The 26,598-nt window shown below is 72.5% G+C and carries 23 protein-coding genes; 10 read left to right on the top strand and 13 right to left on the bottom strand.

Annotation, left to right across the window (positions count from 1 at the left end; translation table 11 throughout):
- Positions 1-150 precede the first annotated feature (150 nt).
- On the top strand, positions 151-702 hold the full coding sequence (locus EV562_RS09625; RefSeq protein WP_133886295.1) for a DUF1707 and FHA domain-containing protein: 552 nt from the start codon (positions 151-153) through the stop codon (positions 700-702).
- A gap of 233 nt (positions 703-935) precedes the next feature.
- Positions 936-2,261 (top strand): M14 family zinc carboxypeptidase, encoded by a 1,326-nt coding sequence (locus EV562_RS09620; RefSeq protein WP_133886294.1) that lies wholly within the window; start codon positions 936-938, stop codon positions 2,259-2,261.
- Between the two features lie 211 nt (positions 2,262-2,472).
- On the opposite strand, the gene treY is transcribed toward EV562_RS09620, so the two are convergent.
- Complete coding sequence (gene treY / locus EV562_RS09615; RefSeq protein WP_133886293.1) at positions 2,473-4,890, bottom strand: malto-oligosyltrehalose synthase; 2,418 nt, start codon at positions 4,888-4,890, stop codon at positions 2,473-2,475.
- 82 nt (positions 4,891-4,972) lie between these two features.
- Positions 4,973-7,081 (bottom strand): glycogen debranching protein GlgX, encoded by a 2,109-nt coding sequence (glgX, locus tag EV562_RS09610; protein ID WP_133886292.1) that lies wholly within the window; start codon positions 7,079-7,081, stop codon positions 4,973-4,975.
- Between the two features lie 365 nt (positions 7,082-7,446).
- Here glgX and EV562_RS09605 point away from each other — a divergent pair, with 365 nt between their 5' ends.
- Together EV562_RS09605 and EV562_RS09600 are read left to right on the top strand one after the other, a co-directional pair.
- A complete protein-coding gene (locus tag EV562_RS09605) occupies positions 7,447-8,694 on the top strand; it encodes an SAV2148 family HEPN domain-containing protein (protein WP_133886291.1) in 1,248 nt (415 codons plus the stop codon).
- A gap of 115 nt (positions 8,695-8,809) precedes the next feature.
- On the top strand, positions 8,810-9,544 hold the full coding sequence (locus EV562_RS09600; RefSeq protein ID WP_133886290.1) for a 3'-5' exonuclease: 735 nt from the start codon (positions 8,810-8,812) through the stop codon (positions 9,542-9,544).
- A 28-nt stretch (positions 9,545-9,572) separates the two neighbouring features.
- Here the strand turns inward: EV562_RS09600 and EV562_RS09595 are convergent, their stop codons facing one another.
- Positions 9,573-10,448 carry an aminoglycoside phosphotransferase family protein gene (locus EV562_RS09595; protein WP_133886289.1) on the bottom strand — a complete coding sequence of 292 codons (876 nt, stop codon included), beginning with the start codon at positions 10,446-10,448 and terminating at the stop codon, positions 9,573-9,575.
- Between the two features lie 171 nt (positions 10,449-10,619).
- On the opposite strand from EV562_RS09595, the gene EV562_RS09590 reads away from it, so the two are divergent.
- From EV562_RS09590 to EV562_RS09565, 6 genes are all read left to right on the top strand, one after another.
- Positions 10,620-11,567, top strand: coding sequence for a sugar ABC transporter permease (locus EV562_RS09590; protein WP_133886288.1), 948 nt, complete (start codon positions 10,620-10,622; stop codon positions 11,565-11,567).
- Positions 11,564-12,397 (top strand): carbohydrate ABC transporter permease, encoded by an 834-nt coding sequence (locus tag EV562_RS09585; protein ID WP_133886287.1) that lies wholly within the window; start codon positions 11,564-11,566, stop codon positions 12,395-12,397. The genes EV562_RS09590 and EV562_RS09585 overlap by 4 nt, the downstream gene beginning before the upstream one ends.
- Positions 12,397-13,677, top strand: coding sequence for a sugar ABC transporter substrate-binding protein (locus tag EV562_RS09580; protein ID WP_133886286.1), 1,281 nt, complete (start codon positions 12,397-12,399; stop codon positions 13,675-13,677). Before EV562_RS09585 ends, EV562_RS09580 begins: the two co-directional genes overlap by 1 nt.
- A 357-nt stretch (positions 13,678-14,034) precedes the next feature.
- Positions 14,035-14,817, top strand: a complete 783-nt coding sequence (erm(O), locus tag EV562_RS09575; protein ID WP_133886285.1) for a 23S rRNA (adenine(2058)-N(6))-methyltransferase Erm(O) — start codon at positions 14,035-14,037, stop codon at positions 14,815-14,817.
- Complete coding sequence (locus EV562_RS09570) at positions 14,814-16,067, top strand: glycosyltransferase (protein WP_133886284.1); 1,254 nt, start codon at positions 14,814-14,816, stop codon at positions 16,065-16,067. The genes erm(O) and EV562_RS09570 overlap by 4 nt, the downstream gene beginning before the upstream one ends.
- A gap of 310 nt (positions 16,068-16,377) precedes the next feature.
- Complete coding sequence (locus EV562_RS09565) at positions 16,378-16,926, top strand: DUF1697 domain-containing protein (RefSeq protein ID WP_133886283.1); 549 nt, start codon at positions 16,378-16,380, stop codon at positions 16,924-16,926.
- Between the two features lie 2 nt (positions 16,927-16,928).
- On the opposite strand, the gene EV562_RS09560 is transcribed toward EV562_RS09565, so the two are convergent.
- The 10 genes from EV562_RS09560 to sirA all read right to left on the bottom strand — a co-directional run bounded on the left by EV562_RS09560 (position 16,929) and on the right by sirA (position 26,254).
- Positions 16,929-17,678 (bottom strand): sirohydrochlorin chelatase, encoded by a 750-nt coding sequence (locus tag EV562_RS09560; RefSeq protein ID WP_133886282.1) that lies wholly within the window; start codon positions 17,676-17,678, stop codon positions 16,929-16,931.
- An 8-nt stretch (positions 17,679-17,686) separates the two neighbouring features.
- On the bottom strand, positions 17,687-18,598 hold the full coding sequence (locus EV562_RS09555) for an ABC transporter permease (protein ID WP_133886281.1): 912 nt from the start codon (positions 18,596-18,598) through the stop codon (positions 17,687-17,689).
- A complete protein-coding gene (locus EV562_RS09550) occupies positions 18,585-19,379 on the bottom strand; it encodes an ABC transporter ATP-binding protein (RefSeq protein ID WP_133886280.1) in 795 nt (264 codons plus the stop codon). The genes EV562_RS09555 and EV562_RS09550 overlap by 14 nt, the downstream gene beginning before the upstream one ends.
- A 33-nt stretch (positions 19,380-19,412) precedes the next feature.
- Complete coding sequence (locus EV562_RS09545) at positions 19,413-20,516, bottom strand: aliphatic sulfonate ABC transporter substrate-binding protein (RefSeq protein WP_133886279.1); 1,104 nt, start codon at positions 20,514-20,516, stop codon at positions 19,413-19,415.
- A 233-nt stretch (positions 20,517-20,749) separates the two neighbouring features.
- Positions 20,750-22,132: a GTP-binding protein gene (locus tag EV562_RS09535; protein WP_133886277.1), complete on the bottom strand. Its 1,383-nt coding sequence runs from the start codon at positions 22,130-22,132 to the stop codon at positions 20,750-20,752.
- A gap of 2 nt (positions 22,133-22,134) precedes the next feature.
- On the bottom strand, positions 22,135-23,082 hold the full coding sequence (gene cysD, locus EV562_RS09530) for a sulfate adenylyltransferase subunit CysD (RefSeq protein WP_133886276.1): 948 nt from the start codon (positions 23,080-23,082) through the stop codon (positions 22,135-22,137).
- Positions 23,079-23,672: an adenylyl-sulfate kinase gene (gene cysC, locus EV562_RS09525; RefSeq protein WP_166661690.1), complete on the bottom strand. Its 594-nt coding sequence runs from the start codon at positions 23,670-23,672 to the stop codon at positions 23,079-23,081. Before cysC ends, cysD begins: the two co-directional genes overlap by 4 nt.
- A 1-nt stretch (position 23,673) precedes the next feature.
- Positions 23,674-24,384 carry a phosphoadenylyl-sulfate reductase gene (locus EV562_RS09520; protein WP_133886274.1) on the bottom strand — a complete coding sequence of 237 codons (711 nt, stop codon included), beginning with the start codon at positions 24,382-24,384 and terminating at the stop codon, positions 23,674-23,676.
- Positions 24,381-24,560 (bottom strand): hypothetical protein, encoded by a 180-nt coding sequence (locus EV562_RS09515; protein WP_133886273.1) that lies wholly within the window; start codon positions 24,558-24,560, stop codon positions 24,381-24,383. Before EV562_RS09515 ends, EV562_RS09520 begins: the two co-directional genes overlap by 4 nt.
- Complete coding sequence (gene sirA, locus EV562_RS09510; RefSeq protein WP_133886272.1) at positions 24,557-26,254, bottom strand: sulfite reductase SirA; 1,698 nt, start codon at positions 26,252-26,254, stop codon at positions 24,557-24,559. The genes EV562_RS09515 and sirA overlap by 4 nt, the downstream gene beginning before the upstream one ends.
- Between the last annotated feature and the right edge of the window lie 344 nt (positions 26,255-26,598).

Raw genomic sequence — 26,598 nt, 5'->3', positions numbered from 1 at the left:
CGTGTCCCCCGACATCCGGCCGGTTCGTCGGCCATCGCTCCCGAGGAGGCGCCTCAGAAGCCGGGTCGGTCTCGTCGGACAGGCCGGCAGTCGCTGTCACCGGCCCGCGTTTCTGGACACCCCGGCCCTCGCTGACCGACAATCAGGCGCGTGACGTCGTCCTTCGAGTTCCCCGTACACCCCGCCCGGTTGTCGGACGCGGAGCGCGACAAGGCGCTGAGCGTGCTGCGGGACGGCGTCGCCGCGGGCCGCCTGTCGCACGACACCTTCCTCCGCCGGATGGAGCTGGCGCTCGCCGCCCGCCGCCTGGAGGAGCTGGCCGTGCTCACCGCCGACCTGCGCACCGAGAGCCGGCTGTCGCGGATGGTCTTCGGCACCGTCGAGGCGGTGTCCGGGTTCGGGGTACGGCTCGGCCGGGCGTGGCGGGCCGAGCGGCTGCCCAAGTTGCTGCTGCCCCACCCCGGCACGGGTCATCCGCTGCGCATAGGGCGCGACCCGGCGAGCGGACTGCGGCTGAGCCACGACACGGTTTCCCGGGTGCACGCCGAGCTCAGCCGCCAGGGCGGCATGTGGGTGCTGCGCGACCTCGGCTCCACCAACGGCACCACGGTCAACGGGCGGCGGGTCATCGGCGCGGCCGTCGTCCGCGAGGGCGACCAGGTCGGCTTCGGCCGGATGTCCTTCCGCCTCGCGGCGGCCTGACGCGAGCGTCCCCTCGGGCGGTGCGGGCCCGGCGGACCGAGCGACCGAACAGAGCCCTGGCCTGGGCCTCACGTGGAGTCGTGGCCGTTTCGAGGGGGCAAACGCCTTTGCTTCTCGCGGTGTTGACGTAACCCCCGACTCGTGACTGACTGTGCGTACACCGCGCACGCCAGGTAAATCGACGGCCCGCTTCGTGGAGGTGTGCCCTGCCGCCCCTCCTGCGTTACCCGACCGTGGACGAGCTGGGGGCCCGGGCCGCCGCACTCGTCGCCCGGCACCCCCGGCAGGCCCGGCTGCGCCGGGTCGGGACCTCCCGCGCGGGCAGCCCGCTGCTGCTGCTCTCCGTCGGCCACGGCAGCCGCCATGCCCTCGTCGTCGCCGGACCGCACGCGAACGAGCCCGTGGGCGGCGCCACCGCCCTGCGGCTGGCCGAGCGGGCCGTGGCCGATCCCCGGCTCACCGACGGCGCCGACGCCACCTGGAACCTGCTGCTGTGCGCCGACCCCGACGGCCTGCGGCGCAACGAGGGGTGGCTCACCGGCCCCTACACCCTCGGCCGCTACGCCCGGAACTTCTTCCGGCCCGGCTTCCTGGAGCAGCCCGAGTGGCTGCCCGACGGCCCTGAGCGCGCCACGCTGCCCGAGACCCGCACGCTGCTCGCCCTCCAGGACGAACTGCGGCCCTTCCTCCAGTGCTCCCTGCACGGCGTGGACGTCGGCGGCGGCTTCGTCGAGCTGACCCACGACCTGCCCGGCCTCTCCCAGCGCATCGCCCACACCGCGGCCCGGCTCGGCATACCCCGCGAACTCGGCGCCTACGACACCCTGTACTGGCCCGACCTGGGACCCGCCGTCTACCGCATCCCGCCGCCCCGCCGCGGCGACTTCACCGCCGCCATCACCGAGGCCGCCGTCGACTCGACGTGGTGCCACCCGCACCGCTTCGGCACGGTCACCGCCGTCGTCGAGGCACCGATGTGGGGCGTGGCGGCCGTGGCGGACGGCTCGCCCCCGGCCGACCGCGACGCGGTGCTGCGCACCGTCAGCCGCACCCTGCGCCACGACACCCGGCGCCTGCACCGCATCCTCGCCCGGCTCAGGCCGCACCTCGCCGACGTGCCGGAGGCGGCGCACCTGCTCGCACCGGTCGACGACTACCTGCTGGTCTGCCCCCGGCTCGCCGACGCCTGGGACCCCGACACCGACGACGGGACGGGCCGCTCACTGCCGCCCATGAACACCTCCCACCTGGTCGCCCTGCGGCTGGCCGGACGGCGCCTGTCCCTGCGGACCGCGGGGCTGCTGCACCAGCTGGTCACCCGGACCGGCGGCGATCCGGCGGGCGTCCTGACCGAGGTGGACCGGATCGTGGACGAGGGCTGCGCCGACTACCGCGACGGCTGCGCGGCGCACTGGATACCGGTCGGGCGCCAGGTGGAGTACCAGACGCGGGTCGTGCTCGCCGCGTTCGAACTGGCCGTGCGGCGGGACGCCGGGGACTCCCGCCCGGGGGAGCCGGACCGGAGCCCCGGGGCCACGGTGCCGGTGCACCGCGACTGACACGGACCGCCTCCGGCCCCGGTTCACGCCTCCCTCGCCGCCCAGGGTCCGTCGTCGTACTCCCGCCCGCTCGGCGCCAGGCGCGCACGCCGGCCGCACCGGGCGCCGACCACGTACGACCCGTACGCCGGTCGACGCCCGGCACACCGGGAGCCCCCTGACGCCGCCGAGCCCGCCCTGCGGCCGGACGACGGGAAGGTGGCGGCAGGACCTACCCCCGCGCCTCGTCCACCCGCTCCAGCAGTGCCACCGGCGTGTCCGCGAACAGGTCCGCCACGCGCGCGTGCCCCTCGAACAACCGCCCCGGCACCAGCGCGTCGGCCCACCGGCCCGGCGGCAGCGCCAGCGTCGTGCCGCGCCAGCCGCCCTCCTCCGCCAGCCGCAGCGACAGCCGGGTCACGGCCGTCACGACCCGGCCGGAGCGGGCGAACGCCACGCAGTGCTCCGCCGCCGGACCGTCGGCGGGCAGCGGCTCGTACGTCGCCGCGTCGCCGAACGCCTCGGGCCGCCGCGTCCGCAGGGCCAGCGCCGCCCGGCTCACCGCCGCCTTCTCTCCGGCGTCCGGCTCCCGCACCCCGGCGGGGAAGTCGACCGGCCGGCGGTTGTCCGGGTCCACCAGCGCGAGGTACTCGTGCTCGGTGCCCTGGTAGAGGTCCGGCACGCCCGGCATCGTCAGATGGACGAGAGCGGTACCGAGGACGTTCGCCCGGACGTGCGGCCCGAGCGCCTCGCGGAGGGCCGCCACCCGCTCGCCCGGGACGCCGCACGGCCCCGCCGCCACGAACCGGGCCACCGCCTCCTCGTACGCGGGCTCCTGCTCCGTCCAGCTGGTGTGCATGCCCGCCTCGCGCACGTGCTTCAGCAGCGCCTCGCGCACGCGCTCCCCGTCCGCCGGGCCCAGCCCGAAGACCGTCTGCCAGGCCGCCCACGCCGCCTGCCCGTCCGGCGCCCCCTCGCCCGGGCGGGCGACCTCCGCCAGGACGTCCTCCCAGCGCGCCGGGCACTGGGTGAGCACCGCCAGCGCGGCACGCACGTCGGCGCTGCGCTTGGTGTCGTGGGTCGAGACCACCGTGCCCGTCGTCGGCCAGTCCCGCTGCACGCGCGCGCAGTACGTGTGGAACTCCCGCGCCGACACCGCCGGCCGGCCAGGATCACCCCCCACTTCGGTCGCCGACAGCAGCGGCACGTAGCGGTAGAAGGCCGTGTCCTCGACGGACTTGGCGCGCAGCGCCGACGCGGTCTGCGCGAAGCGCGTCCGGAACTCCACCTGGTCGGGCCCGTCCCCGTACCGCCCGAGCAGCAGATCCCGCACCACGTCCACCGCGCCGGCCTCCTCCGGCACCGCGAAGGCGAGCCGCGCCTCGGCCGCCGCCTCCTCGGTGACGACGGCCGCCGCGTCCGCCGTGGTGTACGGCCGGTACACCTCCAGCCGGACCAGCAGTTCCCGCAGCGCCGTGCGCAGCGCCCAGGGCGCCCGGTCGCGCAGCGCGGGCTCCGGCGAGGTGGCGCACAGGCGGTGCGCCACCCGGGTCAGCCGGTCCGTCTCGGTGGCCAGCTCGTGCGTGAGCACCTGGTACGCGGCGTGCCGCACCGTCGCCGCCCAGTCCCCGCCCAGGTCCGCTCGCGGGGCGGCGAACCGGCGGTAGTGGTCGAGCAGTTGCCCGTACCCCGCCGGGTCCACGAAGAGGCCGTCGACGTGCCGCAGGGCGTCGTAGCCGGTCGTGCCGGCGACCGGCCAGGCGGCGGGCAGCCGCTCCCCGTCCGCGAGGATCTTCTCGACCACCGTCCACCGGCCGCCGCTCGCCCGGTGCAGCCGCTCCAGGTACGCGCCGGGGTCGGCGAGGCCGTCGGGATGGTCGACGCGCAGTCCGTCGATGACGCCCTCGCGCAGCAGCCGCAGGACGGTCCCGTGCGTGGCGTCGAACACCTCCGGGTCCTCCACGCGCACGCCGATCAGCTCCGAGATGCTGAAGAAGCGCCGGTAGTTCAGCTCGGTGCGGGCCAGCCGCCACCACACCGGCCGGTACCACTGCGCGTCCAGGAGCCGGGGCAGCGGCAGGTCCGCGGTGCCCTCCCGCAGCGGGAAGGCGTGCTCGTGGTAGCGCAGGACGTCGCCGTCGACCCGGAGATCGGCCAGCACCTCGCCGACGGGGGCGCCCAGTACCGGCAGCAGCACCCGGCCGCCCTGCGCCTGCCAGTCGATGTCGAACCACCGCGCCCAGGGCGACTCCGGTCCCTCGCGCAGCACCTCCCACAGGGCGCGGTTGTGCCGCGGGGACATCGCCATGTGGTTCGGCACGATGTCCACCACCAGACCCAGACCGTGCTCCCGCGCGGTGCGCGACAGCGCCCGCAGTCCCTCCTCGCCGCCCAGCTCGGCGCGCACGCGCCCGTGGTCGACGACGTCGTAGCCGTGCAACGAGCCCGGGACCGCCTCGAGGACGGGGGACAGGTGCAGGTGCGACACCCCGAGCGAGGCCAGGTACGGCACGGCCGCCGCGGCGGCCTCGAAGGGGAAGTCCGGCTGGAGCTGGAGCCGGTAGGTGGCCGAGGGGGCGGGCGAGGCGGGCGCGTCGGTGGGGGCGGAGGAGGCCGGGGAGGGCACCGGGTCGGGTCGCTCAGGTGTCATGGAAACCTACGTACCCGCCCCGCCGCCTTTCCTGTCACCGGCCCCCTGCTCGGGTGCAGGGGGCCGGGCGGCGGGCGGGCGCCTACACGGGACGCTGCAGCACCGTCAGGCTCCGGTCCACCAGCGTCAGCCGGTCACCTGCCTGCACCTTCGGGCCGGTGCCCGCGGGCACTCCCTCCGCCAGCGCGGTGTCGACGACCACTTCCCACTGCCGGCCGTGGTCGACCGGCACCACGAAGTCGAGCGGCTTCGGCGAGGCGTTGAACATCAGCAGGAACGAGTCGTCGGCGATGCGCTCCCCGCGCGGGTCGGGCTCGGAGATCGCGTTGCCGTTCAGGAACACGGTGAGCGCCGAAGCCCGCGCCGAGTTCCAGTCCCGCTGGGTCATCTCCGCGCCCTCCGGGGTGAACCAGGCGATGTCCGACAGCTCGTCGTACGTGCCCTGCACCGGGCGCCCGTGGAAGAAGCGGCGCCTGCGCAGGACCGGGTGGTCCTTGCGCAGCCACACCATGGCGCGGGTGAACCGCAGCAGGTCGTGGTCGTCCTCCGGCCACTGCACCCACGCCAGCTCGTTGTCCTGGCAGTACGCGTTGTTGTTGCCCCGCTGGGTGCGGGCGAACTCGTCGCCGTGGCTGATCATCGGGACGCCCTGGGAGAGCAGCAGGGTGGCGATGAAGTTGCGCATCTGCCGTGCCCGCAGGTCCAGCACCGCGGGGTCGTCGGTGTCGCCCTCGACGCCGCAGTTCCAGGAGCGGTTGTGGCTCTCGCCGTCCCGGTTCTCCTCGCCGTTGGCCTCGTTGTGCTTGTCGTTGTAGGCCACCATGTCGTGCAGGGTGAAACCGTCGTGGCAGGTCACGAAGTTGATCGAGGCCAGCGGGCGGCGCCCGTCGTCCTGGTAGAGGTCGGACGACCCGGTCAGCCGGGAGGCGAACTCCGCCAGCGTGCGCGGCTCCCCCCGCCACAGGTCCCGCACCGTGTCCCGGTACTTGCCGTTCCACTCGGTCCACAGCGGTGGGAAGTTGCCCACCTGGTAGCCGCCCTCGCCCACGTCCCAGGGCTCGGCGATCAGCTTCACCTGCGAGACCACGGGGTCCTGCTGCACCAGGTCGAAGAACGACGACAGCCGGTCCACCTCGTGGAACTGCCTCGCCAGGGTGGCCGCGAGGTCGAAACGGAACCCGTCGACGTGCATCTCGGTGACCCAGTACCGCAGCGAGTCCATGATCATCTGAAGGACGTGCGGGGACCGCATCAGCAGCGAGTTCCCGGTCCCCGTGGTGTCCATGTAGTAGCGGGGGTCGTCCGTCAGCCGGTAGTACGAGGGGTTGTCCAGGCCCTTGAAGGACAGCGTCGGCCCCAGGTGGTTGCCCTCGGCGGTGTGGTTGTAGACCACGTCCAGGATCACCTCGATCCCCGCCTCGTGCAGCGCCTTGACCGCCGACTTGAACTCCAGCACCTGCTGGCCGCGGTCGCCCCAGGAGGCGTACGCGTTGTGCGGGGCGAAGAAGCCGACCGTGTTGTAGCCCCAGTAGTTGTTGAGCCCCATGTCCACCAGGCGGTGGTCGTTGACGAACTGATGGACCGGCATCAGTTCCAGCGCGGTCACCCCGAGCCCCGTGAGGTGCTCGATCACCGCCGGGTGCGCGAGGCCCGCGTAGGTGCCTCGCAGCTCCTCCGGGAGATCGGGATGCCGCATGGTCAGGCCCTTCACATGGGCCTCGTAGATCACCGTGTGGTGGTACTCCGTCCGGGGGCGCCGGTCGTCGCCCCAGTCGAAGTACGGGTTGACCACGACCGACGTCATCGTGTGCGGGGCGGAGTCCAGGTCGTTGCGCCGCTCGGGTTCGCCGAAGTGGTAGCCGTACACCTCCTCGCCCCACTGGATCTCGCCGCTGATCGCACGCGCGTACGGATCGAGGAGCAGCTTGGCGCTGTTGCAGCGCAGTCCGCGCTCCGGGGCGTAAGGACCGTGCACGCGGTACCCGTACCGCTGCCCGGGCATCACCCCCGGCACGTAGGCGTGCCGTACGAAGGCGTCGCTCTCCCGTAGCTCGATCGCCGTCTCCGAGCCGTCGTCGTGCAGCAGACACAGCTCTACTCGGTCGGCGGCCTCCGTGAAGACCGCGAAATTGGTGCCGGCGCCGTCGTACGTGGCACCCAGTGGATATGCCTCTCCAGGCCAGACCTGCATGAACACGACTCTTTCAGGTGTGGGGCGCCGCTGTGGGCGCCTTGGCTGCGAGTCCCGCGGAAGTCTCCCCGAAAGTGAGGTGACCACCTAGCACGTACGTCCTCATACCCATCCCTCGGCGTTCTGTTCCGTCGGACCCCGTGCGGGTGCCCGGCCTCCCGCGTCGTACCCCGCCCACGTCACCGCTATGAATCCGCTCACTCCCCGGTGTGAGCCGGTGAGGAACACGCCTACGGGCCAACGACGTTGGTGAAAACCGGCCCGTCCATCGGGCTGCACCGCGGACCGCTCCCGGAGTACCCTTCCTTGATCGTTGGGACGGGGTGTCCCCGGCAGTGACCGGGGGAGCGGAAGGCGGTACTCGGGTGGGCTCGGGAGGGCTGGAGCTGCCTCCTGGTGACGAGGATCACCAGGAGACCTCCACGGACGTCCCGCCCGGTGCGGTGTCCCTGGCGCGGCCGATGAGCGCGGGCGCGATCGGTCCGGAGCTGGACTGGGACGCCGGGGACTGGAACGAGGTACGCACCCGTGCGCAGCGGGCGGGCCGGGCCTACATCTGGCTCAACCTCGTCGAACAGAGGCTGCGCGCGGTGGTCGCCGCCGTCCTGCGGCCCGTCTACGAACCGGTCCACGGCGACGACTGGGTGGTCGCCGCCGCCGGGCCCGCCGGCCAGGAGTGGGTGCAGCGCGCCGTCGCGGTGCGCGAGGTCAGCCGCCGCAAGGGCTACCTGCTCGACCCGGCCGACGACAACGTGCTCAGCTTCCTCACCCTGCCCCAGCTGCGCGAGCTGATGGTGCAGCACTGGCCCTGCTTCGAGCCCTACGTGGACGAGCGCCGCGACGTCGAACTGGCCCTGGACGAGCTGGAGGTCACCCGCAACGTCGTCTCCCGCAACCGGGCCCTGTCCGAGGCCGTCCTCAGCCAGGCCGAACGGGCCTCCGCGCGGCTGCTCGAAGTCCTCGGCGCGGGCAGCGACGTGCCCTCCGCGCGCCGTCTGCCGGTGGACGCGGTGGAGGACCTGGTCGGGGACCGCTACGCCGACGTGGTCGCCGTGCACCCGGACCGGGTGCGGCTGCTGCGCCAGTTCCCCGCCGAGGACCTGTTCGGCAGCGCCCGCCGGGTGGACGCCCTCGGCATCGGCCTCAACCTCCTCGTGCAGAACTTCTCCGGCCGGCGCCTGCTGCGGATGGCCGAGTCCGGCGGCCGGGTCCGGCTGCTCTTCCTGAACCCGGCCTCCAGCGCGATCAAGCGCCGGGAGCGCGAACTGGGCATCAAGCGGGGCGAGCTGAGCCGCGCCGTGGAGATGAACATCCTGCACATGCGCCGGGTGCGGGCCCGGTTGCGGGACCCGGGTGCCTTCGAGATCCAGGTCTTCGACGAGACACCCCGCTTCACGGCCTACCTCGTCGACGGGGACGGCACCGACGGCATCGCGGTCGTGCAGTCCTACCTGCGCCGGACGCGCGGCATGGAGGCTCCGGTCCTCGTCCTGCGCAACGGACGCAACGGCGGAAAGGTCGTGAAGTCGGACCGGCTGGACGAAGGCGGACTCTTCCCCACCTACCGTGAGGAGTTCGAGCTGATGTGGGCGGATTCGCGCCCGGTGTCGTGACCGGCGCGCCCCCGGGACCTCCCGGGCGGAAGCGGAAGGCGATCCTCTGATTGTCAGTGGCCCGTGCGAAGGTGGAGACCACTGGGGGACGCACCACCAAGGAGGGGGACCGCCCATGGGCTGGCACCGCGAGCTGCTGATCGGCTTCGACCTGGAGACGACCGGCACCGATCCGCGCGAGGCGCGCATCGTCACGGGAGCCGTGATCGAGGTCAGGGGCGGGGAGCCGCTCGGCCGCCGGGAGTGGCTGGCCGACCCCGGCGTGGAGATCCCGGCGGACGCCGTCGCGGTGCACGGGATCAGCAACGAGCGGGCGGCCAGGGAGGGCCGGCCCGCCGACCAGGTCGCCGACGCCATCGCCGGCGTCCTCACGGACCACTGGAAGGCCGGCGTCCCGGTCGTCGCCTACAACGCGGCCTTCGACCTCACCCTGCTCTCCGCCGAGCTGCGCCGGCACGGACTGCCGTCCCTGCGCGAGCGCCTGGGCGGCCTGGACCCCGCCCCGGTCGTCGATCCGTACACCATCGACCGTTCCGTCGACCGCTACCGCCGGGGCAAGCGCAACCTGGAGGCGGTCTGCCGGGAGTACGGCGTCCCGCTCGACGCCGCCCACGACGCCACGGCCGACGCCCTCGCCGCGGCGCGGCTCGCCTGCGCGATAGCCGGCCGGCACCCCAAGGTCGCGGCCTTCGGTCCGGCGGAGCTGCACCGCCGTCAGATCGAGTGGTGCGCCGAGTGGGCGGCCGACTTCCAGGCCTTCCTGCGACGCAAGGGCGACCCCACGGCCCTCGTCGACGGGACCTGGCCGCTGCGCGAGCTGACCGCGGAGCCGGCCGACGAGCGGGTCTGAGCACCCCTGCCGGAGCGGCCGGGCCGGGTCAGAAGGGGTACCACCGCACCGTCGGGTCCCCGTCCCGCAGCGACGCCACCCTGCGCTCGAACTCGGTCAGGGCCTTCGGGTTGCTCGGCGCGTGCTGGGCGACCCAGGCGCAGCTTGCGGTCTCCCGGGCGCCGCGGAGCACGGCGCAGCCGTCCCACTCGCGCACGTCCCAGCCGTAGGTCGCGGTGAAGGCGTCGTACGCCTCGGCGGGCAGCCCGTAGCGGTCCCGGCTCAGCGCCATCACCACGAGGTCGTGCTCGCGCAGGTCGGCGGAGAAGGTCTCCAGGTCGATCAGGACCGGTCCTCCGGGGCCGACGTGCACGTTGCGGGGCAGCGCGTCCCCGTGGATCGGGCCCCTCGGCAGGTGCGGGGTGAGCGCGGCGGCGGCCGACGCGAAGCCGTCCCGCCGCTCGCGCAGATACGCGGCGTCCGCCGGGTCGATCACGTCACCCGCGAGGCGCAGCCAGCGTTCCACACCGCCCAGCAGTTCGCGGGGCGGCAGCTCGAAGGACGAGGGGAGGGGCAGCTCGTGGACGAGCCGGAGCAGCGCGGCCACGTCCCGCGGCTCGGTGGGCCGCACCGGCTCGGGCAGGCGCCGCCACACGGTCACCGGGTGCCCGTCGACGATCAGCGCCGTCGGGTCGGCCGCCCGCACCGCGGGTACGCCCGCCTCCTCCAGCCAGAGCGCGACGGCCAGCTCCCGGCGCGCCCGGTCGAGCAGTTCGGCGTCGCGGCCGACCTTGACCGCCAGGTCCCCGGCGGCGAACACCGCGTTCTCGCCGAGCGCCAGCAGCCGTGCCTCCCGGGCCTCCCGTGCCGGGCCGGGCAGTACCCCCGCCGCGGCCAGCACCTCACGCGCCCGTACCTCGTCCATCGTCCCGCGCCTCCGTGCCCTCGGTGTTCTCCCGCGAGTCCCGTGTTCTCGCCGACCGTCGGCCAGTGTCGCATTCGCACTGGTGGGAGGGTGTACGCGGGCCCTTGACGGGACACGGTCACTTCACGACCATGGCCAGGCCCGTTCGAGCCGTGCAAAGGGGTTGATTACGTGACATTGGTGACCGATGCGAGAAGACCGGCGCGTCGTGCGCCCGGCGCGGACCGCCCACCGGGCGGACCGGACCACGGCGCCTGGTTCCTGGTGCTGCCCGCGCTGATCCCGATCCTGGTCCTCAGCGTCGGTCCGCTGCTCTACGGCATCCTGCTGGCGTTCACCGACGCCCAGTCGGGCCGCACGGAACCCACCCGGTGGATCGGCGCGCTGAACTTCCAGGACCTGCTGCACGACACGCTGTTCTGGGAGTCGTTCCGGATCGGCCTGGTGTGGGCGGCCGGGGTGACGGTGCCGCAGTTCCTGCTCGCGCTCGGCCTCGCCCTGCTGCTCGACCAGAACCTGAGGCTGCGCTGGCTGGCCCGCGCCCTCGCGATCGTCCCCTGGGCGATGCCCGAGGTCGTCGTCGGCATCATGTGGCGGCTGGTCTACAACACGGACGCGGGCATCCTCAACGAGACCCTGCGCGACCTCGGTCTCGGCGACGGCCACGACTGGCTCAGCGGGCTCGGCACCGCCCTGCCCGCCGTCATCGTGGTGGGCGTCTGGGCCGGCATGCCGCAGACCACGGTCGCCCTGCTCGCCGGGCTGCAGAACACCCCGCGCGAGCTGCACGAGGCCGCCGCCGTCGACGGCGCGGGCGCCTGGCGGCGCTTTCGCACGGTCACCTGGCCCGCCCTCAGGCCCGTCGCCCTCGCCATCACCGCGCTCAACCTCATCTGGAACTTCAACTCCTTCGCCCTGGTCTACGTGCTGACCAACGGCGGCCCCGGCGGACGTACCCGGCTGCCCATGCTCTTCGCCTACGAAGAGGCCTTCCGCTACGGGCAGTTCGGCTACGCGGCGGCGATGGGCTGCGTGCTGGTCGCGGTGATCTCGATCGCACTGGCCGTCTTCCTCGTCGGCCGGCTGCGCGGCGGAGCCGGGGGAGGTGACGAGGCGTGAGGACCTCGACGAGCGCCCGGGTGGGCCAGTACGCCGCACTGCTCGCGTATCTGGTCTTCCTGGCCTTCCCGTTCCTGTGGCTGATCTCCGTAGCCTTCAAACCGCCGCGCGAGCTGGCCGGTCTGCACCCCACCTGGATCCCCGAGCACCCCACCCTCGACAACTTCCGGCAGGCCTTCGACGAGCAGCCGCTGCTGCGCGCCGGGCTCAACTCCCTGCTCGCCGCGCTCGGCGCCGCCCTGATCGCGGTGCTGATCGCGACACCGATGGCGTACGTCATGGCCCGCCGTCGCGGCCGGCTCGCCAAGGCGGCCACCGGCTGGGTGGTCGTCAGCCAGGCCTTCCCCTTCGTGCTGCTGATCATCCCGCTGTTCCTGGTCCTCAAGAACCTCGGACTGATCAACTCCGTCCCCGGTCTGGTGATGGTGTACGTCGTGTGGTCGCTGCCGTTCGCGCTGTGGATGCTCGCCGGGTACGTCCGCGCCGTACCGCGCGAGCTGGAGGAGGCGGCCGCGGTCGACGGCGCCGGCCGGCTGCGGACGCTGGTCTCGGTGACCGCGCCGCTGCTCGCGCCGGGGATCGTCGCGACGGCCCTGTTCGCGTTCATCACCGCGTGGAACGAGTTCTTCTTCGCGCTGGTGCTGCTGAAGACACCGGAGAAACAGACCCTGCCCGTGATCCTGACCCACTTCATCGGCGCCGAGGGCGTCGCCGACCTCGGACCGCTCGCCGCCGCGGCCGTCCTCGCCACCCTGCCCTCGCTGCTGGTCTTCGCCCTGATCCAGCGACGGATCACGGGCGGCATGCTCGCCGGGGCGGTGAAGAGCTGATGCGCACCAGAACCACCACCCTGCTCCTCGCCCTCGTCCTGCTCCTCGCCGGCTGCGCGGGGGGCGCCGACCGCGACGACGGCCGGATCACCCTCCGCTTCCAGTCCCTGGCCTGGCAGGACGAGTCGGTGAAGGCCAACAAGGAACTGGTGCGGGAGTGGAACGCCACCCACCCGGACGTGCGCGTCGAGTACGTCCAGGGCAGCTGGGACAGCGTCCACGACCAGCTCCTCACCTCCTTCGAGGGCGGCGAGGCGCCCGACATCATCCACGACGCCTCCGACGACCTCGCGGACTTCGCCTACGGCGGCTACCTCGCCGACCTCACCGGGCTGCTGCCCGCACGGCTGACGTCGGACATACCGGAGCGCAGCTGGGAGGCGGCCACCTTCGGCGACGGCGTCTACGGCGTGCCGTTCCTCCAGGAGCCGCGGGTGCTGATCGCCAACGCGACCCTGCTGAGGAAGTCGGGCGTGCGGATCCCCACGCCGGAACATCCCTGGACCTGGGCGGAGTTCAGGCAGGTGACGAAGGAGCTGAGCGGCGAGGGGACGTACGGGGTGGCCTGGCCGCTCAAGGAGCCCGTCTCCGCCACGCTCAACCTCTCCCTGTCCACCGGCGGCCGGCTCTTCCACCGCGGCGCCGACGGCAAGGTGACCGTCCGTTTCGAGGAGGGCGACCAGGTGGTGCCCCGCACCGTCCGGGACCAGGTCGGCGCCGACCGCAGCGCCTCGCCCACCACCCTGGGCAGCGGCGGCTCCGACACCCTGCCCGGCTTCTTCGCGGGCAAGTACGCGATGGTGCCGCTCGGCTTCTCCTACCGCCAGCAGATCGAGCAGCAGGCCCCCGAGGGCTTCGACTGGCAGGTGCTGCCCGCCCCGGCCGGCGCCGACGGACTCGCCCAGGGCGTCAGCCCGCAGACCCTGTCGGTCGCCGAGGACAGCCCGCACAAGAAGGAGGCGGCCGCGTTCGTCGACTTCCTCCTCCAGCCGGACAACATGGTGCGCCTCGCACTGGGCGACTGGATGCTGCCCACCGGCGAGCAGGCACTGAAGGACCCCGCCCTGCACACGGCCGAGCACGGCTGGGACACCGGCACCGCCCTCGCCGGGCACCTGCGCTCGGCGCCGGCGCAGTCCGTGCGGGGCTACGCCGAGTGGAAGGACAAGGTCGCGACACCGGCGCTCCAGGAGTACTACAGCGGGGCGATCGGCATGGACGAACTGCGCCACAGGATGGAGGAGGACGGAAACCTCGTACTCGCCCGCTACCAGCGTTGACGGCTACCAGCGTTGACGGCTGCCCGCACCGACGACGGTCCGCGCCGGCGTCCGCCCGCGCGAAAACCGGTTGCCGGCCGGGCGCGGACCCGCCTAGCGTCGACTCCGTGGCAGCTTTCAACGCGATCTTCAACTCCGGTCTCGGCCGGGGCCGCACGTACGCCATCAGGATGCGTCGTGGCCCCGGAGCCCTGACCGGCCCGGGGTCCCCCCGCCGCTGACGCGCCCGAAGCGTCCGACGCGCCCGGCGCGCGTGCGGCGGGGCTGAGCCTCCGCATCCCTTTTCGCCTTCGTCTTCCGGTCAGGGCCTTCGGCTGCCCTTTTCCCTTTCGTCACGGAAGACAAGGACCGCAGGCCATGGCCCGCCCCACCCAGCGTGCCCGCACGCTCTCGCAGAACTTCCTCGCCGACCGCGCCACCGCCGACCACGTCGCCCGGCTCGCCGCCCCCGACCGCGGGCGCCCGCCCCTCGTCGTCGAGGTGGGCGCGGGCAGGGGCGCCCTCACCGAGCCGCTCGCCCGCCGCAGCCGCGAGCTGCACGCCTACGAGATCGACCCCCGGCTCGTGCCGGTACTGCGCGCCCGTTTCGCGGGCAGCCCGCACGTCCGCGTCGTCGCCGGTGACTTCCTCGCCGCCCGGCCTCCGCGCGCGCCCTTCTCGGTGGCCGGGAACGTCCCGTTCTCCCGCACGGCCGACATCCTCGAGTGGTGCCTGACCGCACCCGGTCTCACCGACGCCACCCTCCTCACCCAGCTCGAGTACGCCCGCAAACGCACCGGCGACTACGGCCGCTGGAGCCTGCTCACGGTCCTGACCTGGCCGCGGCACGAATGGCGGCTGGTGGGCCGGGTGGGCCGGCACCGCTTCTGCCCGGCGCCGCGCGTCGACGCCGGCATCCTCCGCCTCGAACGGCGCCGCCCCCCGCTGCTGACCGACGCCGCCGCCCGCCGGACCTGGGCGGACCTGGTCGAGCTCGGCTTCTCGGGTGTCGGCGGCTCGCTGCACGCGTCCCTGCGCCGGGCCCATCCGCGGCGCCGGGTGGACGCGGCGTTCCGGGCCGCGCGGCTCGATCCCGGCGTACTCGTCGGCGAGGTCGCGCCCGGCCGCTGGCTGCGGCTGCACGAGGAGCTGGTGGGGTGAAGCACCATCAGTTGCACGAGACGTCTCGTCTCGCGTACGGTGGGGTCATGTCCACTCCCGCGCACATCGCCATGTTCTCCATCGCCGCCCACGGTCACGTGAACCCCAGCCTCGAGGTGATCCGCGAACTCGTCGCGCGGGGGCACCGGGTGACGTACGCGATCCCGCCGCTCCTCGCGGACAAGGTCGCCGAGGCCGGCGCCGAGCCCAAGCTCTGGAACAGCACGCTGCCCGGTCCCGACGCCGACCCCGAGGCATGGGGGAGCACCCTGCTGGACAACGTCGAGCCCTTCCTCGACGACGCGATCCAGTCGCTCCCGCAGCTCGCCGAGGCGTACGACGGGGACGAACCGGACCTGGTCCTGCACGACATCGCCTCGTACCCCGCCCGCGTCCTCAGCCGCCGCTGGAACGTGCCGGCGATCTCCCTGTCGCCCTGCATGGTCGCCTGGGAGGGATACGAGCAGGAGGTCGCCGAGCCGATGTGGGAGGAGCCGCTGAAGACCGAGCGCGGCCGGGCGTACTACGCCCGCTTCCACGCCTGGCTGGAGGAGAACGGGATCACCGAGCACCCCGACCCGTTCCTCGGCCGCCCCGACCGCTCCCTCGTGCTGATCCCCAAGGCGCTCCAGCCCCAGGCCGACCGCGTCGACGAGAAGGTGTACACCTTCGTCGGCGCCTGCCAGGGGGACCGCACCTCCGAGGGGGACTGGACGCGTCCCGAGGACGCCGGCAAGGTCGTGCTCGTCTCCCTCGGGTCCGCCTTCACCAAGCAGCCCGCGTTCTACCGGGAGTGCGTCGAGGCCTTCGGTGGGCTGCCCGGCTGGCACACGGTGCTCCAGGTCGGCCGGCACGTCGACCCCGCCGAGCTGGGCGACGTACCGGCCGGCGTGGAAGTGCGCACCTGGGTGCCGCAGTTGGCGATCCTCCAGCAGGCCGACCTGTTCGTCACCCACGCGGGCGCCGGCGGCAGCCAGGAGGGCCTGGCGACCGCCACGCCGATGATCGCCGTACCGCAGGCCGCGGACCAGTTCGGCAACGCCGACATGCTCCAGGGCCTCGGTGTCGCCCGTACGCTCCCGACCGAGAAGGCCACCGCCGAGGCGCTGCGCACCGCCGCCCTCGCCCTGGTCGACGACCCGGAGGTGGCCGGGCGGCTGAAGGAGATCCAGGCGCGGATGGCCCAGGAGGGCGGCACCCGGCGGGCCGCCGACCTCATCGAGGCCGAACTGGCCGCCGCGCGGGGCTGATTCCCCGTACCGCACACCGCGGGTCCCGTCGGTCCCCCCCCGGAACCGACGGGCCCCGCGGCGCGGCTGTGCCCCGTACCCGTGTCTATCGGGTCCGCATGACCGGCCTGCCCCTCATGTGCGGTGCCGGCCCCCTGCCGCCACCTTGCGATGGGGCACCTTCGCGGCGTTGTCGAACACGTCACAGGCGCGTGCGGTGGTTGAATTCCGCGCACCGCATCGGAGAGAGTGACGCGCACGTGCGCCCGGCGCGCGGCCCGGCCGTCGTGCCCACCCCCACGGGGCACGACGGCCGTTCTATGGTGTGCCGATGACGACGATGTACGCGGCCCTGCTGCGCGGGATCAACGTGGGCGGCCGCCGGAAGGTCCCGATGGCCGACCTGCGCGCGCTGCTGACCTCCCTCGGTCACGACGCCGTACGCACCCATCTGCAGAGCGGGCAGGCCGTCTTCGCCTCCGACCACGGCGACGAGGACTCCCTCGCCGCCGACCTTGCCCGGGCGATCGAGCAGCGGTTCGGCTTCCCCGTGGACGTGATCGTGCGCGACCACGCCTACCTGGAGGCGGTCGTCGAGGCGTGCCCCTTCCCCGCCGCCGAACTGGAGGCCAGGCAACTGCACGTCACGTACTTCTCCGCGCCGGTCGCCGAGGAGCGCTTCGCGCCGGTCGACCGGGACGCCTTCCTGCCCGAGGAGTTCCGGCTCGGCGACCGCGCCCTGTACCTCTGTGCGCCGGACGGCCTCGGCCGCTCCAAGCTCGCCGAGGCCCTGGCCAAACCCCGTGTCAACAAGGGGGTCGTCGCCACCACCCGCAACTGGAACACCGTCACCAAGCTGGCGGAACTGACCGGTCCCTGACCTCAGGCGGCCCCGGCCGCCCGCGCCATCGGCGCCCGCGCGGCGTCGTACCGCTCCAGCAGCACCCGCGCCACCTCCGGTGCGGGGCCCAGGACGTCCGCCAGCACATCCGCCCCGGCCGCGCCCCGCGCGATGCGGTCCGGCAGGAAACCCGGGGCCAGGACGTACGGGGCCACCGCGACGCGCGCACACCCCAGCGCGCGCAACTGCCGCACCGCGTCCTCGGTGCGCGGAAGGGATGCGGAGGCGAACGCAGGCCGCACGGCGCACCAACCGGTGAGCCGCCACTCCCGCGCGATGTCAGCGATCACTGCGATCGCCTCCGGGTCGGAGGACCCCGCCGAGGCCAGCACGACCCCGGTGGAGGACTTGTCGGCGGGCGTGAGGCCCGCCTCGTACAGGCGCCGTTCCAGCGCCGACAGCAGCAGCGGCGACGGGCCGAGCACCTCGGCCTGCCGGATCCGCAGCCGGGGCGGCGCCGCAGCCAGGACCGCGGGGATGTCCGCCTTGGCGTGGAAGGCGCGGGTCAGCAGCAGCGGAAGAACCACCACGTCCCGCACGCCCTCCGTCTCCAGGGACTCCAGGACGCCCGGCACCGAGGGGACGTTGAAGTCCAGGAAGCCGGTCTCCACCCGCAGGTCCGGACGCAGCGCCCTGACCCGGCGGACCAGGGCGTGCACGGTCGCGGCGTGCCGCGGGTCGCGGCTGCCGTGGGCGACGACCAGGAGCACGGGGCGGAGCGACGTGGACATGGCGTACCTCAGCCCTTCACCAGCAGACCGCGGCTGCGCAGCACCCACCGCTCCAGCGGACTGAAGATCAGCAGGTCGATGGCGATGCCGACGATCAGGATGAGCAGGATGGCCTCGAAGACCATGGCCATGTCGCTGGCGTTGCGGCCGTTCTCCAGCAACTGCCCGAGGCCCACCCCGAGGTCGGGGAAGGACGCGATGATCTCGGCGGCCATCAGCGAACGCCAGGAGAAGGCCCAGCCCTGCTTGAGGCCGGCGACGTAGCCGGGCAGCGCGGCCGGCAGCACGATGTGCCAGGTGCCCTTCAGCCCCGTCGCGCCCAGGGTGCGGCCCGCCCGCAGGAAGATCGGGGGGACCTGGTCGACGCCGGACACCAGGCCGTTGGCGATGGAGGGCACCGCGCCGAGCAGGATGACGGCGTACATCATCGAGTTGTTCAGGCCCAGCCAGATCACGGCCGGCGGCACCCAGGCCACCGACGGCAGCGACTGGAGGCCGGACAGGATCGGGCCGATCGCCGCGCGCACGAACTTCACCCGCGCCACCAGCAGTCCCAGCGGGGTGCCGATCAGCAGCGCGAAGCAGAAACCGAGCAGGCCGCGCGAGACGCTGGTCCAGATGTAGCCGATCAACTCGCCCTTCAGCCACGCCTGGTGGACGACCTCCCACACGTCCGACGGGGCGGGCAGCTTGGTCGGGTCGTCGACGATCTCGAAGGAGACCAGGGCCTGCCACACCGCGAGGACCAGCAGGACCGCGACGGCGGGCGGCAGGATCTTCTCGACGAAGGTCCGCCGCAGCGGTGTGCGGCCCTGCTGCACCGACTCCAGTGCGTCCAGGCCGGCCTCCAGACCGGCGAGGTCGCCGACGTCCTTCGCGCCGCGGTCCCCGGCGGGACGCGTCGTGTCAGTGCTGGCCATGTCGGCGGATCTCCCCACGCAGTTCTTCGGTGATCTCGACGGACAGCTCCGCCACGGCGGTGTCCTCGATACGGCGCGGCTGCGGGATGCCCACCGTCCACTCGCGCGCCACGCGCCCGGGACGCGAGGACAGCAGGACGACCCGCTCGGCCAGCCGCACGGCCTCGCGGACGTTGTGCGTCACGAACAGCACGGACAGCCGCGTCTCGCGCCAGATGCGGGTCAGCTCGTCGTGCAGCACGTCCCGCGTGATGGCGTCGAGCGCCGCGAACGGCTCGTCCATCAGCAGCAGCCTGCTCTCCTGGGCGAGCGCCCGCGCCAGCGCGACCCGCTGGCGCATACCGCCCGACAGTTCGTGCACCCGCTTGCCGTACGCGCCCTGGAGGCGGACGAGTTCGAGCAGCTCCTCCGCCTTGCCGCGGCGCTCGGGCTTGGGCACGCCCCGCAGCTTCAGGGCGAGTTCGATGTTCTTGCCCGCGGTCAGCCACGGGAACAGGGCGTGCTCCTGGAACATCAGGGCGGGCCGCCCGTCCGTGCTGATGCCGCCCGCGCTGGGCTCGTCGAGGCCCGCCACCAGGTTCAGCAGCGTGGACTTGCCGCAGCCGGAGGCTCCCAGGAGGGTGACGAACTCGCCGGGCGCGACATCGAGGGTGATGTCGTCCAGGACGAGCTGCTGCCCGGCGGGGCCCGCGAAGGACTTCGAGACGTGCTCGATCCGGGCGGCGTACGCGGCCGGCTCGGTGCCGTCGGCGGCCTTGGCGAGGGTCGTGGTCGTGGCCATGGTCGTCACCTCCTGGGTGGTCGGATCCGGGCTTTACTCGACGCCGAGTCCGGCGTCGTCGACCGCGGGCTCGCCCTTGGCCTTGAGGACCTTGTTGAGCAGCGTCAGGTCGTAGATGCCGGTCAGGTCGGGCTTGTCCAGCAGGCTGGCCTTCACGGCGTGCTTCGCCTGGGCGTCGAGGGTGGAGGCCAGCGGATCGTCGATGACCTTGATCGACTTCCAGGCCTGGTCGAGCACGGCCGCGGGCAGCGCCTTGCCGGAGTCCTTCTCCAGCTGGGCGTTGGCCGCCGTCTTCGCCTCGTCCGGGTGGGCCGTGATCCACGCGTTGGTGTCGACCGACGCCTTCAGCACCGCCTCCACGGCCTTCGGGTGCTCCTTGAGGAACTTCTGCGACACGATGATGTTCGTGATCACGAACTTCTCGTCCGGCCACAGCGTCGACTCGTCGAGGAGCACCTTGCCGCCCTCGGCGACCAGCTTGGACGCGGTGGGCTCGGGCACCCAGGCGCCGTCCAGCGAACCGGACTTGTAGGCGTCCGGGGTGACCTTGTTGTCGCTGCGCACGACCGTCACGTCGCCCTTGCCGCTCTGCGCGTCGACCTTCCAGCCCTGCTCGGCGATCCAGTTGAGGAACGCCACGTCCTGCGTGTTGCCCAGCTGCGGGGTGGCGATGCGCTTGCCCTCGACGTCCTTCAGGGACTTGATCTTGTCCGGGTTCACCACCAGCTTCACGCCGCCCGACGCGGAACCGCCGATGATGCGCAGGTTCTTGCCGCCGGACTTGGTGTAGCCGTTGATCGAGGGCGAGGGGCCGATCCAGCCGATGTCGATGGAGCCGGAGTTCAGCGCCTCGATCTCGGACGGGCCCGCGTTGAAGACCGCGTACTTGGCCTCGGTGGCGCCCAGCGCCTTCTGGAAGAAGCCCTTCTGGTTGGCGACCAGGGGCGTGGCGTGCGTGATGTTGCCGAAGTACCCGATCCGCACGGAGTCGAGGCCGTCGATCTTGTCGGCGCCCTCGGCGACCTTGGCGGAGTCGTCGTCCTTCGCCTCGGAGCCGTACCCGCAGGCGGCCAGGGAGAGCAGGGGAAGGGCGGCTATGACCGCCAGGGTGCGGCGAAGGGCGGTGGTGGCAGGCACGGGAGGTGTTCCTCTCGTTGGTCCGGCACGCACGCCTGTCGGATCGTCCGAGGTGTCAGGTCGTGGCCGGGAGGTCGGCAGGTCTTCGGCTGTGGGGGGTGTGGGCGCGCGAGCGGTGCGCGTACGTCAGCGCGCACATCGCGCCACTCCGCCCTGCCCGCTGCCGAGGAAACCGCTGCCTACGCGGCCGCCCTCCTTGGCGAACGTGGAGTAGAAGTCGGGGGAACGCATGCTCAGAAGTCCCACCCGTCGTCGTCGGCCGCGTCCTTGACCGGCTCCGGCGCGGCGAAGGACTCGCCCGCCATGCCGGCCGTGAGCGTGGTGCCGTCGCTGGGGTCGATCAGGATGAACGAGCCCGTGCGCCGCGAGTCGGCGTAGGAGTCCGCGGGCAGCGGCTCGGCGGTGCGGATCTTCACGCGGCCGATGTCGTTGGCGACGAGCTGCCCGGGGTGCGGGTGCAGGGACAGGTCGTCCAGGGTGAGCCGGGCCGGGATGTCCTTGACGATCGCCTTGACGGTGCGGGTGCCGTGCTTGAGCAGCACCCGGTGGCCCACGGTGAGCGGCGCGTCGGCGACGTGGCAGACGGTGGCCTCGACGTCCTGGCTGGTGTCCGGGGCGTCCTCGCGGGGCACGATCAGGTCGCCGCGCGAGATGTCGATGTCGTCCTCCAGGAGCAGCGTCACCGACTGCGGCGTCCAGGCGGCCTCGACCGGCTGGCCGAGCAGGTCGATCCCGGACACCTTCGAGGTGCGGCCCGAGGGCAGCACGGTGACCTCGTCGCCGACGCGGAAGGTGCCGGCCGCGATCTGGCCCGCGTAGCCGCGGTAGTCGGGGTGCTCGGAGGTCTGCGGCCGGATCACGTACTGGACGGGGAGCCGGGCGTGGCAGTGCGCCAGGTCGTGGCTGACCGGCACGGTCTCCAGGTGCTCGAGGACCGTCGGGCCGCCGTACCAGTCCATGACGGCGGAGGCCTCCACCACGTTGTCACCGGCGAGCGCCGAGATCGGGATGGCGGTGACCTCGGGGACGCCCAGTTCGGTGGCGTACGCCGTGAACTCCTCGGCGATCCTCGCGAAGACGGACTCCTGGTAGTCGACCAGGTCCATCTTGTTGACGGCCAGGACGACGTGCGGGACGCGCAGCAGCGCGGCGATCGCGGCGTGCCTGCGGGTCTGCTCGACGACGCCGTTGCGGGCGTCGACCAGGATCACCGTCAGCTCGGCCGTGGAGGCTCCGGTGACCATGTTCCGCGTGTACTGCACGTGGCCCGGCGTGTCCGCCAGGATGAACCGGCGGCGCGGGGTGGCGAAGTAGCGGTAGGCCACGTCGATGGTGATGCCCTGCTCGCGCTCGGCCCGCAGGCCGTCGGTGAGCAGCGCGAGGTCCGGGGCGTCCTGGCCGCGGCTCGCGGAGGCGCGCTCGACGGCCTCCAACTGGTCGGTGAGGACCGACTTGGAGTCGTGCAGGAGACGGCCGACCAGCGTGGACTTGCCGTCGTCGACCGATCCGGCGGTGGCGAAGCGCAGCAGCGTCGTCTCCGACAGCTGCCACACCGACAGCGCCTCGGCGGACTCGGCCGACGGGGCGGGCTCGATGGGCTCGGTGGTGCTGGTCATGGTTAGAAGTACCCCTCGCGCTTGCGGTCTTCCATCGCGGCCTCGGACATCTTGTCGTCGGCACGCGTCGCGCCGCGCTCGGTGAGGCGGGAGACGGCGATCTCGGCGATCACCTTCTCGATGCTGTCGGCGTCCGAGTCGACGGCGCCGGTGCAGGACATGTCGCCGACGGTGCGGTAGCGCACCCGCCGCTTCTCGACGCTCTCGCCGTCCTTCGGGCCGCCCCACTCGCCGGCGGTCAGCCACATGCCGGAGCGGGCGAAGACCTCGCGCTCGTGGGCGTAGTAGATGGCCGGCAGTTCGATGCCCTCGCGGGCGATGTACTGCCACACGTCCAGCTCGGTCCAGTTGGACAGCGGGAAGACCCGGACGTGCTCGCCGGGGGCGTGCCGGCCGTTGTACAGGTTCCACAGCTCGGGGCGCTGGCGGCGCGGGTCCCACTGGGAGAACTCGTCGCGCAGCGAGAACACCCGCTCCTTGGCGCGGGCCTTCTCCTCGTCCCGGCGCCCGCCGCCGAAGACGGCGTCGAACTTCTCCGCCTGGATCTTCTCGGTCAGCGGCAGCGTCTGCAGCGGGTTGCGGGTGCCGTCCGGGCGCTCCTTGAGCACACCCCGGTCGATGTAGTCCTGCACGGAGGCGACGTGCAGCCGCAGCCCGTGCTTCTCGACCGTGCGGTCGCGGTAGTCCAGGACCTCGGGGAAGTTGTGCCCGGTGTCCACGTGCAGCAGGGAGAACGGCACCGCCGCCGGGGCGAACGCCTTCAGCGCCAGGTGCAGCATCAGGATCGAGTCCTTGCCGCCGGAGAAGAGGATCACCGGCCGCTCGAACTCGCCCGCCACCTCGCGGAAGATGTGCACCGCCTCGGACTCGAGCGCGTCCAGGTGGGAGAGGGCGTACGGGCTGCCCGTACCCCCCTCCACCGCGGCCGCGGACGTCACGGACGTCGTCATGCCAGTCCCCTTTCGGTGAGCAGGGCGTGGACCGCCGCGGCGGACTCGTGGACGGTCTGGTCCTGCGACTCGATGCGCAGGTCGGGCTTGACGGGCTCCTCGTATGGGTCGTCCACCCCGGTGAGCCCCGTCAGCTCACCCGCGGCCTGCTTGGCGTACAGGCCCTTCACGTCGCGCACCGAGCACACCTCGACGGGCGTGGCCACGTGCACCTCGACGTACGCCGTGCCGTTCGCCTCGTGGCGCTCGCGCACCGCGTCGCGGCTGTCCGCGTACGGCGCGATGACCGGGACCAGCGCCGTGACGCCGTTGCGGGCGAGCAGTTCGGCGACGAAGCCGATGCGCTGCACGTTGGTGTGCCGGTCCGCGCGGTCGAAGCCGAGGCCCGCGGAGAGGAACTCGCGGATCTCGTCGCCGTCGAGCAGCTCGACGCGCCGGCCCTCCTCACGCAGGCGCTCGGCCAGCGCGCGGGCGATGGTGGTCTTGCCGGCGCTGGGCAGCCCCGTGAGCCAGACGGTGGCTCCGGTCGTCACGTGGTTCTCCCTGGAGGTCGATGGTCCCGACGTCGTCGGTCCGGTGGTGGTCGTCATGTCAGCCGTGCAGTCCGCACTCGGTCTTGGAGCGGCCCGACCAGCGTCCGGCGCGGGCGTCCTCGCCCTCCAGCACACGGCGGGTGCAGGGCGCGCAGCCCACGGAGGCATAGCCGTCCGTCAGCAGCGGATTGGTGAGGACGCCGTGCTCGGTGACGTACGTTTGCACATCTTCCTGTGACCACTTCGCGATGGGCGAGATCTTCACCTTGCCCCGCTTCTCGTCCCAGCCGACGACCGGCGTGTTCGCCCGGGTCTCCGACTCGTCGCGGCGCAGCCCGGTCGCCCAGGCCTGGTAGCCCGCGAGGCCCTCCTCCAGCGGCTTCACCTTGCGCAGCGCGCAGCACAGGTCGGGGTCGCGGTCGTGCAGCTTCGGGCCGTACTCGGCGTCCTGCTCGGCGACCGTCTGCCGGGGCGTGAGCGTGATGACGTTGACGTCCATCACGGCCTCGACCGCGTCACGGGTGCCGATGGTCTCCGGGAAGTGGTAGCCGGTGTCGAGGAACACCACGTCCACGCCGGGCAGGGCACGCGAGGCGAGGTGGGCCACGACCGCGTCCTCCATGGAGGAGGTCACGCAGAAGCGCTTGCCGAACGTCCCGGCCGCCCACCGGAGGATCTCCAGCGCGGTGGCGTCCTCCAGCTCACGGCCCGCCCGCTCGGCGAGTGCCTTGAGTTCCTCGGTCGTACGTTCTTCCTGAACCGCCGTCATATCGGTTCCCCTCCCGTGGAGTCGGGCTGAAGTCCCCGGGTCAGCAGCCCGAGGAACTTCAACTGGAAGGCGCGGTTGCATGCCCCGCATTCCCAGGCTCCGTGGCCCTGCTCGCCCGGACGCAGGTCCTCGTCGCCGCAGTAGGGGCAGTAGAAGGGCGCGGCGCGCTCGGTCACGACAGGGCCTCCTCGGAGGCCCGGGCCGCCCAGGCGGCGAAGCGCTCGCCGTCCTCGCGCTCGGCCTGGAAGCGCTTCAGCACGCGCTCCACGTAGTCCGGCAGCTCCCGGGCGGTGACCTTCAGGCCGCGCACCTTGCGGCCGAAGCCGGCCTCCAGGCCGAGGGCGCCGCCCAGGTGCACCTGGTAGCCCTCGACCTGCTCGCCCCGCTCGTCGAGCATGAGCTGGCCCTTGAGGCCGATGTCCGCGGTCTGGATACGGGCGCAGGCGTTCGGGCAGCCGTTGAGGTTGATGGTGAGGGGCTCGTCGAAGTCCGGGAGGCGGCGCTCCAGTTCGTCGATCAGCGAGGCGCCGCGCGCCTTGGTCTCGACGATGGCGAGCTTGCAGAACTCGATGCCGGTGCAGGCCATGGTGCCGCGCCGGAAGGTGGAGGGGCGGGCGGTGAGGTCGAGCGCCTCCAGGGACTCCACCAGGGAGTCGACCTGTCCCTCCTCGACGTCGAGGACGATCATCTTCTGCTCGACCGTGGTGCGCACCCGGCCCGAGCCGTGCGCCTCCGCCAGGTCGGCGACCTTGGTGAGGACCGTGCCGTCGACACGGCCGACGCGCGGGGCGAAGCCGACGTAGTAGCGGCCGTCCTTCTGCCGGTGCACGCCGATGTGGTCGCGCCAGCGGCTGGTGGGCTCGGCGGGCGCCGGGCCGTCGGTCAGCTTCCGCTTCAGGTACTCGTCCTCCAGCACCTGGCGGAACTTCTCCGGGCCCCAGTCGGCGACCAGGAACTTCAGGCGGGCGCGGTTGCGCAGCCGCCGGTAGCCGTAGTCGCGGAAGATGGAGATGACGCCCTCGTAGACGTCGGGCACGTCCTCGATCGGCACCCAGGCGTTCAGCCGCACGCCCAGCTTGGGGTTGGTGGACAGGCCGCCGCCGACCCAGAGGTCGAAACCGGGCCCGTGCTCGGGGTGCTCGACGCCGACGAACGCCACGTCGTTGATCTCGTGGACGACGTCCTGCACCGGCGACCCGGAGATCGCGGTCTTGAACTTGCGGGGGAGGTTCGAGTACGCCGGGTTGTTCAGGACCCGGCGCTTCATCTCCTCCAGGGCCGGCGTGCCGTCGATGATCTCGTCCTCGGCGATGCCCGCCACGGGGGAGCCGATCATCACGCGGGGCGTGTCGCCGCAGGCGGTCACCGTGGACAGGCCGACGCCCTCCAGGCGGTTCCAGATCTCCGGCACGTCCTCGATCCGGATCCAGTGGTACTGGACGTTCTGCCGGTCGGTGATGTCGGCCGTGCCGCGCGCGAACTCCTGCGAGATCTCACCGACGACGCGCAGCTGGGCCGTGGTCAGGGCGCCGCCGTCGATGCGGACGCGGAGCATGAAGTAGCGGTCGTCCAGCTCCTCCGGCTCGAGGATGGCCGTCTTGCCGCCGTCGATGCCCTGCCGGCGCTGGGTGTACAGGCCCCACCAGCGCATGCGGCCGCGCAGGTCGCCGGGGTCGATCGAGTCGAAACCGCGCTTGGAGTAGATCGTCTCAATGCGTGTCCGCACATTGAGACCGTCGTCGTCCTTCTTGGTCTGCTCGTTGCCGTTGAGCGGGGTGAAGTGCCCGGCCGCCCACTGGCCCTCACCGCGGTGACGGCTCACCTTGCGGCGGGGGCTCGCGGCAGCAGGCTTCGGCGGAGTGGCGGCCATGGTGTGACACGTCCTTTGAAAACGGGCGGAAAGCGGCTCTGACCTGCGCGCATGGCGCATGGCACTACGTGGGCGTACAGGAGGCACGCGTGCGCGTCATTGCGCGGGAGCAAGGAGAATGCGGGGAATCCGGAGGTGCTGGAGGGGGCTCTCAGCGGCCCGGACAGATGGCGCTGGACATGCGGCCGAGGTCGACGTGCCGCCGACTCACCAAGGCAATTCCAGTTCCAGACATGACGGAAGCGTGGCACGGCGATCTGTGACTGGTCCAGCTTAATCCAAAATGTGGACACCCTTGTCTCGTGGGGCGAGACAAGGGTGTCCTTGGTCACTCGTGTGGCGGC

The sequence above is a fragment of the Streptomyces sp. BK208 genome (assembly GCF_004364245.1).
Lineage (GTDB): Bacteria > Actinomycetota > Actinomycetes > Streptomycetales > Streptomycetaceae > Streptomyces.
The sequence above is the reverse complement of the archived record's forward strand: the minus strand, read 5'-3'. Positions and strand labels throughout refer to the sequence as shown.